Consider the following 12,643-nt stretch of genomic DNA (forward strand, 5'->3'; position numbering starts at 1 on the left):
TTTCTGGTAAGGGACAACAGAGAAAAAGCTCCCCTGCCAATACGCCCTTTCTCACTCACGTATCGTCTCACAACCCATGAGAGAACTGTGCATCGATCCAGAATTTTTAGCCTTAATTCCCCCATTAAGTGCTACGGAGCGTCAGGGTTTAGAAGCAAGTATTTTGGCTGAAGGCTGTCGCCACCCGCTTATCGTGTGGGAGGAAAAGAATATTTTGGTTGATGGACACAACCGATACGAGATTTGTACGGCTCACGGCATTGGGTTCCAGGTTGTTACTCGTTCGTTCCCAGATCGGGCTTCGGTCATGGACTGGATGATTGATAACCAACTCTCCCGGCGAAATCTACCACCTATGTTGTTGAGATACCTGCGCGGGAAACGGTACCTTCTGGAAAAGCAGCAGGGCAAAAGGCACGATTTAACTTCTGCTCAATTTGAGCAGAAGTTGACAACCGATCGAAAGCTAGCCAAGCAGTACGGAGTTAGTGCCTCAACCATTCGGCGGGATGCTTCTTTTGCTCATGATGTGGACACCTTGAGTGCAGCGTTATCTCCACAGAGTAGGCAGGCTATCTTGAGTCGTGACTCCAAGCTGACACAACAGGATACCCAACAGCTAGCTAAAGTGGCTCGTCATTCACCGGAGAAAGTACCAGAATTAGTAGCCCAGCTACTGGCTACTGAATCTAAGTCAAACAGAAAACCGCGCTCAAAACCGACACAAGGGATTAGTTATACTCCTGGGGTTGGCTGTGATTATCAAATCACTGTAACAGCCCAAGTTTGGGAGCAACTCAACAACTACAAAGAAGAAATCGGTGCGGCAACGCTCTCAGGTGCGATCGCTCGGTTGCTAGATGAGGTTAAACTGGCATCAACTTCCTCAAACTGATGCCTTCACAATTGTTGAAGTTGATGTCGATACAAAAACTGACTCCAAAGCCGTGCAAAGTAATGAGTTTTCCACTGAGAACTCCCCGATTGTCCAAAGATGCAGGAATAGGAAAGGAGTTTGAGAGCTAAACTTTTTCCGTATTTTCTCGGAACCCAAAATAAAATACACTCGCTAGGCTAAAGTAGTACAAATGACCTATTTGGGGTCGTTCTACTTCACAAGACTACCTCTTTTCATGCTAAATGATGCCAACATCGAAAAGCCAACAAAACGTCGAATCCTCTGCATTGACGGTGGTGGACTCCTTGGAACGTTTCCTGCTGCGTTTCTTGCAGCCCTTGAGGAGCGAGTGGAAAGACCAATAGGTCAATATTTCGATCTCATTGCAGGAACATCCACGGGTGGCATAATTGCACTGGGCTTAGGCTTGGGATTACAAGCCTCAGAAATACTCCGACTTTATAGAGATCGGGGAGCGGAAATCTTCGGTCAGCATCATGCTCCTCTAAAGAATGCTCTCTTTCGCCAACTTCGGAAGATTCGTTGGCTTCGACGGGCAAAGTATGATTCTGAGAAATTGCGAGAAATCCTTGTTGAGGTTTTCGGAGAGAAGCATATAGGAGATGCCTCGACACGGCTTGTGATACCAGCGTGGAGTCCAACAGCGGGAGCTGTCTATATCTACAAGACTGCTCACCATCCTCGCTTAAAGACAGATTATAAAGAACTAGTTGTTGACGCTGCGCTTGCAACCGCTGCTGCACCAACGTACTTTCAAGCCCACATGACAAAGCATGACGTAGGACTCGTAGACGGAGGTGTGTGGGCTAACAATCCGATTGGAATTGCTGTGGTTGAAGCCATTACTCTGCTTGATTGGCCGCGTGATTCGATCCATGTTCTTAGCCTTGGCTGCTTGAGCGAGGTGTATAACATTCCTGCATCAGCAGGTCTTCTCACTCTGGGCAAGAAAACTATTCGGCTCTTTATGGACGGTCAGTCGCATGGGGCAATGGGAATGGCAAAGCTCCTTACTGGTCACGAGCATAAACGACAGGCAATTTATCGCATTGATCACACTGTACCGTATGGAGAATACAGCATGGACGATGCGAAGGTGATTCGTCGTCTTGAAGGTCTCGGATACGAGCGAGCGCGAGACCGATACCCTGTGCTTGAGCCAGTCTTTTTTGATCGACCTACAGAGGAATTTAAGCCTTTTTATACTCTCGAACCGAAGAACGCATCATGAAGTTGACTGAGCATTTTAAAGACTTGCTGGAGAACACGGTTAACCTTAATCAGTCACGAATTGACCTGTTAGAGCAGCGTGTTGAAACAATTGAATCGTTTCTCCAAAGAAGTGACTATGCTCCTCGCATCTTCCGCTTTTCTGCTCAAGGTTCATGGGCACACAGAACCATCATCAAGCCACCGAAGGAAAGGGATTTTGATGCTGATTTACTGGTAATTATAGATGTGGTTGAAGGTTGGAAGGCGGCAGACTATGTTAATGAACTGTACTACATCTTTCGAGGTAACAAAATCTATGCTGATAAAGTCTCACGAGGTACTCGTTGTGTTGAGCTAAATTACAAAAATGACTTTCATCTTGATGTTGTTCCCTGCCTTCAGGTCATTGAAGGAGAAAACAAGCGTTTTTGGGTCTGCAATCGGCTTGAAGAAGATGATGGCTTTGAGGAAACTGCCTCTGAAGCCTACACAAATTGGCTTGTTGAGCAAAACCGGATTGTCGGTAATAATCAACTTTGCAAGGTCACCCGTTTGCTTAAATATCTGCGTGATATTAAATTAACCTTCTCTGTCAAGTCAATTTTACTGACCACATTAGTTGGACTGCAAATTACTAGAGCCGATGAAAATGAACTCTTGAGATCGCTAGTCTTTTCAGACCTTCCAACATCAATGAAAACTATCACTAATCGGCTAAATGCCTTTCTTCAGGCACGTCCTTCTATGCCGACAATTGAGAATCCAGTCCTTGCAGGGGAAAACTTTAATCGCCACTGGGATCAGGACAAGTACGAGAACTTCCGAAATAAGATTCATCAGTATAGAGAATGGATTGACGATGCTTATGCAGAGCTAGATAGGGATGAAAGCATTCGGAAATGGCGTAGAGTTTTTGGTGATGACTTTGCCCAAGGGGAAGTGATTAAAAAGGCTGTTTCTGTTTCGGCAGTTGCGTTACAAGAACGAGAAGGGGCAAGTTCTCAGAAGCTCGTTGAGGTAATAAAATCTTTTGGTGCCAGTATTCTTAACAGAATACCCTTAAATTTACCTCATATCAAAAAGGCTCCTTGGAACTTTGATAAACGTAAGATATCGGTTGTGGTACGTGCAGATGAATACACTCAAGATAAGGAGAATTTTATCCGCAAGCTGGAAAGCGGAATGGTGATGCAAAAGAATTGCTCAATTCGTTTTGAGGCGTATTTACCGTTAGGTTTGCCTCGCACTTTCTTTGTGAGATGGCGGGTTGTTAACACTGGGGAAGAAGCTGTTGAATTGAACGGGTTACGAGGAGGTTTCTATAAAGGAGACAGCGATACAGTACGTTGGGAGAGCACCTCTTACACTGGCGTTCGCTGGGTTGAAGCCTTTGTGATAAACCAACGTACCAACACTTGCATGGGAAAAAGCGATCGCTTCTTTGTTGTCATTGAGTAGACGCTTAGCATTTTCCACGAGAGAGTTCAAAACCTACCCGCTAAGAAAAGTATTCAGATTTCCGTGTTTTCACCCAGAACACCGAATTGAGATAGTGCCAGAATAGTGGAGTTGGGTAAAAATCAGACATGATTTTTCCACCAGTCCTCTGCCTTAAGCTGAGGGCGTTGGTAGCCTTGGGCTACTTTAAAGAGGCGCTTAAAATGAGGTGTTGGTGATAGGGATACAAGCTGGGCAAATTGTTCGAGTCCGTTCTCGTCAGTATCTTATTGAAGAGGTAACTGAACCAGTATCCCAAGGTGGGGATACTCAGGTGCGGCTTTCCTGTTTGGAGGATGATGCTCAAGGGCAGCAGTTAGAGGTGTTCTGGGAGCGAGAAGTTGATGCACAACTTGTGGGGGCTTCATCTTGGGAATCAGTAGCCAGTCGAGGTTTTGATAATCCGCGATACTTTTCAGCTTACCTTCACGCGCTACGCTGGAACTGTGTTACTTCAACCAACCCGAAATTGTTCCAGGCTCCTTACCGAGCAGGGATTGAGGTAAAAGCCTATCAGCTTGAACCGCTGCGGAAAGCCCTGCTCATGCCGAGGGTGTCGCTGTTCATCGCTGATGACGTAGGTTTGGGTAAGACCATCGAAGCCGGTTTAATTCTGCGTGAGATGTTAATACGTCAGAAGATCAAGCGGGTAGTTATCTCCTGTCCGCCTTCTGTGGTACGGCAGTGGCAGGAGGAAATGGAAAGCCGCTTCGGTTTGGTATTTCAAGTCTTTGACCGGGATTTTGTTGCGGCTCGACGGCGAGAGCGGGGCTATGGCATTAACCCTTGGACAACCCATACTCGCTTTATCATCTCCCATGCCTTGCTACGAGATGAAGCCTACGCCGCCCCTCTCCGGGACTGGTTGGGAAGTTTTTCTGCTGGCTCAATGCTGATTTTGGACGAAGCGCATAACGCCGCACCTGCGAGTAGTTCCAAGTACGCGATCGACTCTCAGCTCACCAAGACAGTGCGGGATATTGCACGTTGCTTTGAGCATAAGCTCTTTCTATCAGCAACTCCACATAACGGGCACTCGAATAGTTTTGCTGCTCTACTGGAAATTCTCGACCCGCAGCGTTTCTGTCGAGGGGTTCCGGTTCGCAGTAAGAAACTGCTCGATGCCGTGATGGTACGGCGGCTCAAGCAGGACTTACGAGAAATTGACGATCGCGATTTTCCCGAACGCCAAGTGATTCCGGTTATCGTGGATAAGCTGCCAGAGGATGCTCCAGAACTCAAGCTAGCTCGTCTTCTACAGGAGTACCGCACCCATCGAGAGGAGCGTCTCAGGGATGCCCCGAAATCCACTCAGACAGCAGCAAACTTAGTTATTACGTCGCTTCAGAAGCGCTTACTCTCTTCAATTGAGGCATTTGCTCGAACGCTAAGAGTACATCGAAACGCCATTGAACGTCAGGCTGAGAAGCATCGGACTTCTGTCACTCCAAAGAATCTTACCTTGCTCGTACAGGCTCCAGGTTCGGATGACGATCGCGCTGACTTGGCTGAAGATGAGGTTCAGGCAGAGGAAGATTCTCAAATGGCAGCCGCCACGCAAACTGCCACCTTGGAGGTTACTCAACAGGAGTTGGAACTCCTTGAGGAAATGAGCGAGATTGCCGAGGCAGCGCGTTACCAACCGGATGGGCGGATTGAAAAGCTCGTAGAGTGGATTCGGACAAATCTTTGTCCTGACGTTGGCAAGCGAGGGGCAACCTGGACAAATCGCCGAGTGTTAATCTTCACCGAGTATACCGATACGAAACGATATTTGGAACAACAACTCCAGAGTGTGATCGCTAACTCCGACCGGGAGAACGAGCGCATCGATACATTTCATGGCGGAATGGGGGAAGAGCGCCGAGAGGCTATCAAAGCGGCTTTTAATGCCGACCCATCTCAGCATCCCCTGCGAATTATGATTGCCACGGATGCAGCACGGGAGGGGGTCAACTTACAGAACTACTGTGCTGACTTGTTCCATTTTGACGTACCCTGGAATCCCAGCCGCATGGAGCAGCGGAATGGCAGGATTGACCGCAAGCTGCAACGCGAACGTGTAGTTCGGTGTCACTACTTTGTGCTGCCCCAACGCTCTGAAGACCGAGTGTTAGATGTTCTCGTCAGAAAAACGGCAACGATTCAAGACGAGCTGGGTAGTTTGTCTCCTGTAGTTGAGAAAAATATCTCGAAGCTCCTCGATCAAGGGATTCGGGTTAGTGAGGAACGCCGCCTTACCGAAGCGATCGAAGTTGCCGATCGCGCTGATGAAGAATCTGTGACCAGAGGTAAGGTAATTCAAGAGGAGCTTGAGGCGATTCGAGTCCGAAGGGAGAAGCTCCATCAGCAACAGGCTGACCTGGAGGATATGCTCCGAGAGTCTCGGCGGTGGTTAGGATTAGATGACCGACACTTTCGAGATGCCCTCTCTGCCTCCTTGGAAATTCTGGGAGCGAAGTCGCTAGAGCCTCTTGACCCGAATGAAGTGGTGCGTGATTCGGAACGTGCCCGATGGGTGTTACCCGCCCTCGACCAGCAGGCTGGAGCTGACCTAACTTGGGCGACTACGCTCGATACGCTAAGACCACTCCGCAAGAAGGGGCAGAAGCTTTGGGAATGGCGAAAGGACGCTGCCATTCGCCCGGTAGTGTTTCGCGATCCGGGGACACTCGATGGTCAGGTTGTACACCTGCACCTAGAACATCGCCTGGTGCAGCGGTTGTTGGGACGTTTTCTGTCTCAGGGGTTTCTCTACAATGAGCTGACCCGTGCTTGTGTCTGCTTGACTGATGACCCAGTACCCAAGGTGATTGCATTGGGGAGGCTGTCTCTCTATGGAGAACGGGCGGCAAGACTTCATGATGAAATTATTACTGTGGCGGCTGAGTGGATTGCTCCTGAAGCACGAGGGCGAGGACGGCTTCGACCCTTAACGGAAAGTGAAAAGGAAGACGCGCTTGAGGTACTGGAGCATTCTTTTGCGACTCCCAGACTGCGAGATGTCCCTCCCTCCGTTGAAGATCGTTTCCAAGCGTATGCGCCAAGGGATGTGGAAGATTTGATTCCCCACTTAGAGCGCCGAGCTGAGGTGTTGACCGAACGAGCGAAGAAGAAACTGCAAGAACGGGGACTGAAAGAAGCAGCGGAGATGAAAAAGCTCTTGGAGGAACAACGTGATCGCATCCTGAAGCAAGAGAAGCAGTACGAGGTTTTTCAGCCTTCTCTCTTTAATAAGGATGAGCTGCGACAACTTGAGGCAGACCGCCGACACTGGCGCATTCGGGTAGCAGAACTGGAGGAAGACATTATCAAGGAACCAGAACGGATTGAGAAAGCCTATCAGGTGAAGGCAGACCGAGTGGAGCCAGTGGGTCTGGTGTATCTGTGGCCAGTATCAAACTGAGATATACATCAAGAGGTAATAGGCAGATGGACGAGGAGAGGCAACAGAAGACTGATGCGAATACAGAGAAGAAGCGAATTATTCAGATTCAAACGGCTTGCCCTGGATGGTTCGCTCTGTTTGAAGCCTTTGAGTATAGCGTGGAAGCAGGTTTTGATGTTGAGGGGTGTTTTGCTGTCCCTATAGCGGGATGGGCATTATGGGAAGATGCAGAAACGGGCAAACGAAAGGTTGAACCGTTCTTCGGTAGCGGTGAACTCCTCGATCAACAGGAGCAGAAAAACTTCCAGAGAGTTGTTTTCAGACCGGATTGGTTGAACTCTAAGCTTAATGGTTCGGAATCTGTGATAGAGAGTAATCCCTTGTCCGTTTCTAAAAATCGATTGGAGGTTGAGTTCAGAACATCCAACCAGCCTTCATTGCACGAATAGTCATTAGGATTGAGTCTCCAGCGATGGCAACCGACCCAGAAATTTTCCGGCATAAAGAATGGCTTGGACTCCTCCAACCTGTTGGTTTGGTGGTCTCCCCACCAGCACTGGTCAAGGCACAGGCTGTCATCGACCGGACACGAGTAGTGGAGGTACAGGAAAGACTGCAAGAGATTGTCTACACTGACCCAAATCCAGGCACAACCACAGGAGAAGAAGCATGGATTAAAGACTTCCCGGCATTCGCCGAGCAAGTATTGGAGTGGATGCCTGAAGATTTGGTAGGGGCACCGGGACAGGAAGCGCTGCCTCAGCAATTGGAAATCGTGCTGCCGGATTATGGTGAGACTCTCAAGCCTACCTATGCCGTTCGCGACCCTGATAGTGACTCGTGGCTGATGCTGATACAGGAGGCCGCGCCGGGGCAATCCCTGGATGAAGTAGACCCGACCGTTGAGAAGGGGCAGGGTTGGAAGGCGACGGTTCAGGAAAAATTCGAGCGGCTGTTACGGGAAACGGAAATTCCCATCGGGTTACTTGACAATGGGACGCATTTGCGCTTAGTTTATGCACCGCGAGGAGAGTCATCAGGACACTTGACCTTTCCAGTGCAAGCGATGTGTGAAGTGCCAGGTCGCTTGATTTTGGGCGCACTGGAGATGCTGTTAGGAGCAGATAGGCTATTCAATGTGCCTTCTGAGCGTCGCCTTCCCAAGCTTCTCAGTGATAGTCGAGATTATCAAGCAGAGGTTTCGACCAAGTTAGCAGACCAGGTACTCGATGCACTTTGGGAACTCTTGCGAGGATTCCAGACGGCAGATGCCGCCGTGAACGGGAGATTGTTGGGTGAGATAGCGAGAACTGACCCACAACATATTTACGGTGGACTGATTACCACGCTGATGCGGTTGGTGTTCCTGCTTTATGCTGAAGACCAGGGGCTGATGCCGGGAGATGATGTCTATCAGCGTAACTACTCTATCACTGGTTTGTATGATCGCCTGCGAGAGGATGCTGGGAACTACCCGGACACGATGGATCAGCGCTACGGTGCGTGGGCATGGCTCTTGAGTCTGTTTCGGTTGGTCTATGACGGAGGGGGTTCCACATCGGAGTATTTACCTGCACGACACGGGCAGCTTTTTGACCCAAATGAGTATCCGTTTCTGGAAGGACGTTCGTCGAAGACGTGCCGTAGGCATTCGCAAAATAGCTTCTATAGTGAAGTGGATTCCATTGAACCACCTCGGATTCCAGATGGCGTAATTTACCGACTGCTGGAAAAGCTCCTCGTGTTGGACGGAGAGCGTTTATCTTACCGTGCTCTTGATGTCGAGCAGATTGGCTCGGTGTACGAGGCGATTATGGGCTTTGAGGTGGAAGTGGCTCAAGGACTCTCGATTGCCGTGCGTCCCAAAGATGTGGTGGTCAATGTTGAGGATATTCTGGCAGCGAAGCCGAAAGACCGAGAGAAGCTTTTGCAGGAAGCAGACTGTAAGCCCACTGGGAAGGCACTGTCAGCTCTGAAGGAGGCGAAGACACCGGAAGAGGTTGTGGCTGCTTTGGATCGGAGGGTGTCATTATCACGGACACCGAATCTACTGCCAGTCGGGTCATTGTATTTACAACCGGGCGAGGAACGGCGCAGGACAGGTTCTCACTATACTCCACGAAAGTTGACCCAGCCGATTGTAGAGACCACGCTGCGTCCGGTGCTGGAAGCGTTGGGAGAACATCCCAGTGCAGACCAGATTTTATCGCTTAAGGTGTGTGATTTGGCGATGGGTTCTGGGGCGTTTTTGGTGGAAGCGTGCCGTCAACTTGGTGAGCAGGTGATGGAAGCTTGGAGTCGAGACAATCAGCTTAAGGACGTGCCGGATGATGTGGAACCATTGCTGGCAGCGCGGCGGTTGGTGGCGCAGCGGTGTCTATACGGGGTGGATAAGAACCCGTTTGCCGTGAATTTGGCGAAGCTGTCGCTGTGGCTGGTGACTCTGGCGAAGGATAGACCGTTTACGTTTTTGGATCATGCCCTCAAGTGTGGGGATTCATTGGTAGGGCTGAAACGGGCAGAAATTGGTGACTTTGGCAAAGATCCACTGGATGATTTACCCCTTCTCAAATTGATCAAGGAGAAAGTTGACCGCGCCAAGTCATATCGTACAGAAATTCAGGCGTTGGATACGCGCACAGACCAGGATGCAGAAGACAAAGTTGCTCGACTCAAGCAGGCAGAGCATGAACTGGAAGATGCAAGGCTAACAGGAGATGTTGCTGTTGCTGCCTTCTTTGATAGTGCAGGTAAGAGCAAAAGAGAACGCGAAGAAATTCAAGAGACGTATTCTTCTTTGGTGCGAGAGTGGCGACAGAGTTACATCCAAAATTACGAATGTAAAAATCCAGAAATTAAACTTCAAATTATCTCCGATAAACTCCGCAGTGCAGAGAAACCAATCGCTCCTTTTAACTGGGAGATTGAGTTTCCAGAGGTCTTTGATCGAGCGAATCCAGGTTTTGATGCGATTGTAGGAAATCCTCCATTTGTGGGAGGTAAAAAAATTAGTGGAACTTTTGGAAATGAATATCTTGCCTGGTTACTAGAGCAGCATCCCGAATCGATTGGCAATTCAGACTTAGTAGCGCATTTCTTCAGACGAGCATTTACGATTTTGCGAAAAGGTGGGTGCTTTGGGTTGATTGCTACAAATACTATCGCTCAGGGTGATACTCGCAGCAGCGGATTGAGATACATCTGTCAGAACGGAGGCACAATTTATAACGCTCAGAAACGGGTAAAGTGGCCTGGACTAGCGGCTGTTGTGGTAAGTGTAATCAACATTATCAAAGACTATTATCAAGAGATAAAAAACCTAAATGGACGCGCTACTACAAAAATTACAGCCTTCCTGTTCCATGCTGGAGGAAATGAGAATCCTTCAGTGCTGTTAGGAAATGCAAATAAGAGCTTTGTTGGTAGCTATGTTCTAGGGATGGGGTTTACCTTTGATGACACTAACTTAGAGGCAAGTTCTATTGCTGAAATGCATCGATTGATAGAGCAAAATCCTAAGAATAATGAGTGCATTTTTCCTTATATTGGTGGGGAAGAAGTGAATAGCAGTCCTACTCATACTCATCATCGATATGTAATTAACTTTGGGGAGATGAGTGAGGCTGAGGCGCGAGAATACCCTGATTTGATGAAGATTGTAGAGAAAAAGGTTTTTCCTGAACGAAAAAATAAGCCTGGAAGCTATAGCAAGCAATGGTGGCTATTTGGGCGGAGAAACAAGGAAGGACAGAAAGCGATCGCACTGTGCGATCGGGTGTTAGTCTGTTGCATTATTGGCAAGCATCTCTCATTTGCATTCTTGCCAAATAGAATGGTTTACTCTCATAAACTTAATGTTTTCGCCTTTGACAACTACAACGCATTCTGCATTATACAATCGCGTATTCATGAAATCTGGGCGCGATTTTTCTCATCTACAATGAAGGATGATCTCAACTACTCTCCTTCTGACTGCTTTGAAACCTTCCCATTCCCTGAAAACTGGGAAACAGAACCCACCTTAGAAACCGTTGGCAAAGAATACTATGAATTTCGTGCCGACCTCATGGTTCGTAACAACCAAGGACTCACCGACACATACAACCGCTTCCACGATCCAGACGAACGCGACTCTGATATCCAGAAACTGCGAGAGCTTCACGCCAGAATGGATCGAGCCGTGCTAGATGCCTACGGTTGGACAGACATCCCCACCGATTGCGAATTCCTACTAGACTACGAGGAAGAGGAAGACGAGAGCAACAGCCGACGCAAGAGACCGTGGCGCTACCGCTGGCCTGAAGAGGTTCACGATGAAGTCTTAGCGCGACTCCTCGACCTCAACCAAAAACGCCACGAAGCAGAAATCTTGGGCGGAAAACACGCTGAGACTAAGGCAAAATCAAAGAAGAGCCGCAAACCCAAAGCTACCAAATCCACTCAAACCAACGTCCAGCAGCTCAACCTTTTGGGGGAATAGCGCATGGCAAAGGACATCTACCACGATACGGTAAGAACTGCCTTGGAGAAAGACGGGTGGACAATTACTGACGATACATTCACGTTGTCTGTTGGCAAACGGGATGTATTCGTAGATTTAGCTGCTGAAAAACCTTTAACGGCTGAACGTCAGGGTCAGAAAATAGCTGTTGAAGTCAAAAGCTTTATTAGCCCATCTCCAGTCAAAGACCTACAAAATGCCTTGGGGCAATATATCCTATACGCTGAGCTATTGGCACTGTCAGAGCCAGACCGCATTTTATATCTTGCCATTCGCGAAGAAATATATCTAGATTTTTTCTCAGAGCCAATTGTGCAAATTGTTCTAGCCAATCATCCCATTAAACTAATTATTTTCGACCCAATCGAGGAGGTTATCGTCAAATGGATACACTAGACCAATATCGCAACTACATCCACAAAATTATTTCAGAATACGCCAGCATTCCCTACAGCCACGGTCAGATTAACAGTATCGTGATTGTCAGCGAAGATCGAAACCACTTTCTCCTGATGAACGAAGGCTGGGACGGCAAAAAGCGCATTCATCACTGCCTGATTCACGTTCAAATCCTCAATGAAAAAATCTGGATTCATTTTGATGGCACAGAAGACGGCATTACTGATGAACTTGTCGCAGCCGGAGTTCCCAAAGACAAAATTGTTTTGGCTTTTCATCCGCCCTACGTGCGACAGCACACCGGATACGCTGTTGCTTAAAGTTCCCAATTCAAATTCATTCTATGGTGCAAAATCTTGAAGAACTCTTGGTGACAGCAATTACTGAATATACCCCAAACGCCATCAAATTTAAGGGCTTATCCTTGGAAACATTACAACAGATTCTTGAAGAGGGATACACTACACCATCTGCAAATTTTAATGCCGCTCGAACAGTGGGTTCCTTTATCGAATTCGGGCAGCAATGCCAGAGAAACGGGGTAACAGCAAGCTTTGATGGAATAGCATTTGCTGACAGAGAAGCCCAAAATTTGGTCGTTGATGCGATAACAGTTATCGGCGTAAAAGATTTAGATTTTGCAGGTGAATTTGTGCGATTTGTTTGGGGTTGCGATGAAATGGAAATTAGTTCTCAAAAATTATATGCCTGGTGGGATTAAGAACAT

The 12,643-nt window shown here is 48.1% G+C and carries 9 protein-coding genes; all 9 read left to right on the forward strand.

What is annotated here, in order from left to right; all coding sequences use genetic code 11:
• Positions 1-76: 76 nt before the first annotated feature.
• Complete coding sequence (locus NDI48_24960) at positions 77-895, forward strand: ParB/RepB/Spo0J family partition protein (protein ID MEP0834418.1); 819 nt, start codon at positions 77-79, stop codon at positions 893-895.
• A 238-nt stretch (positions 896-1,133) separates the two neighbouring features.
• The gene (locus tag NDI48_24965) at positions 1,134-2,150 is read left to right on the forward strand and encodes a patatin-like phospholipase family protein (protein MEP0834419.1); all 1,017 of its coding nucleotides are present in this window, start codon (positions 1,134-1,136) and stop codon (positions 2,148-2,150) included.
• Positions 2,147-3,589 (forward strand): hypothetical protein, encoded by a 1,443-nt coding sequence (locus NDI48_24970; GenBank protein ID MEP0834420.1) that lies wholly within the window; start codon positions 2,147-2,149, stop codon positions 3,587-3,589. The genes NDI48_24965 and NDI48_24970 overlap by 4 nt, the downstream gene beginning before the upstream one ends.
• Positions 3,590-3,803: 214 nt before the next feature.
• Complete coding sequence (gene drmD, locus NDI48_24975) at positions 3,804-7,034, forward strand: DISARM system SNF2-like helicase DrmD (GenBank protein MEP0834421.1); 3,231 nt, start codon at positions 3,804-3,806, stop codon at positions 7,032-7,034.
• Positions 7,035-7,060: 26 nt separating this feature from the next.
• Positions 7,061-7,465 carry a hypothetical protein gene (locus NDI48_24980; GenBank protein ID MEP0834422.1) on the forward strand — a complete coding sequence of 135 codons (405 nt, stop codon included), beginning with the start codon at positions 7,061-7,063 and terminating at the stop codon, positions 7,463-7,465.
• A gap of 23 nt (positions 7,466-7,488) precedes the next feature.
• A complete protein-coding gene (locus tag NDI48_24985; GenBank protein ID MEP0834423.1) occupies positions 7,489-11,496 on the forward strand; it encodes a BREX-1 system adenine-specific DNA-methyltransferase PglX in 4,008 nt (1,335 codons plus the stop codon).
• Between the two features lie 3 nt (positions 11,497-11,499).
• Positions 11,500-11,913: a fatty-acid synthase gene (locus tag NDI48_24990; GenBank protein MEP0834424.1), complete on the forward strand. Its 414-nt coding sequence runs from the start codon at positions 11,500-11,502 to the stop codon at positions 11,911-11,913.
• A complete protein-coding gene (locus NDI48_24995; protein ID MEP0834425.1) occupies positions 11,901-12,236 on the forward strand; it encodes a XisI protein in 336 nt (111 codons plus the stop codon). The genes NDI48_24990 and NDI48_24995 overlap by 13 nt, the downstream gene beginning before the upstream one ends.
• Before the next feature lie 23 nt (positions 12,237-12,259).
• Positions 12,260-12,637, forward strand: coding sequence for a hypothetical protein (locus tag NDI48_25000; GenBank protein MEP0834426.1), 378 nt, complete (start codon positions 12,260-12,262; stop codon positions 12,635-12,637).
• Positions 12,638-12,643 lie beyond the last annotated feature (6 nt).

The sequence above is a fragment of the Microcoleus sp. AS-A8 genome (assembly GCA_039962225.1).
Classification (GTDB): domain Bacteria; phylum Cyanobacteriota; class Cyanobacteriia; order Cyanobacteriales; family Coleofasciculaceae; genus Allocoleopsis.

Coding starts and splice junctions, on each gene's coding strand:
- NDI48_24960 (MEP0834418.1), top strand. CDS start 77: ATGAGAGAACTGTGCATCGATCCAGAATTTTTAGCCTTAATTCCCCCA.
- NDI48_24965 (MEP0834419.1), top strand. CDS start 1,134: ATGCTAAATGATGCCAACATCGAAAAGCCAACAAAACGTCGAATCCTC.
- NDI48_24970 (MEP0834420.1), top strand. CDS start 2,147: ATGAAGTTGACTGAGCATTTTAAAGACTTGCTGGAGAACACGGTTAAC.
- NDI48_24980 (MEP0834422.1), top strand. CDS start 7,061: ATGGACGAGGAGAGGCAACAGAAGACTGATGCGAATACAGAGAAGAAG.
- NDI48_24985 (MEP0834423.1), top strand. CDS start 7,489: ATGGCAACCGACCCAGAAATTTTCCGGCATAAAGAATGGCTTGGACTC.
- NDI48_24990 (MEP0834424.1), top strand. CDS start 11,500: ATGGCAAAGGACATCTACCACGATACGGTAAGAACTGCCTTGGAGAAA.
- NDI48_24995 (MEP0834425.1), top strand. CDS start 11,901: ATGGATACACTAGACCAATATCGCAACTACATCCACAAAATTATTTCA.
- NDI48_25000 (MEP0834426.1), top strand. CDS start 12,260: ATGGTGCAAAATCTTGAAGAACTCTTGGTGACAGCAATTACTGAATAT.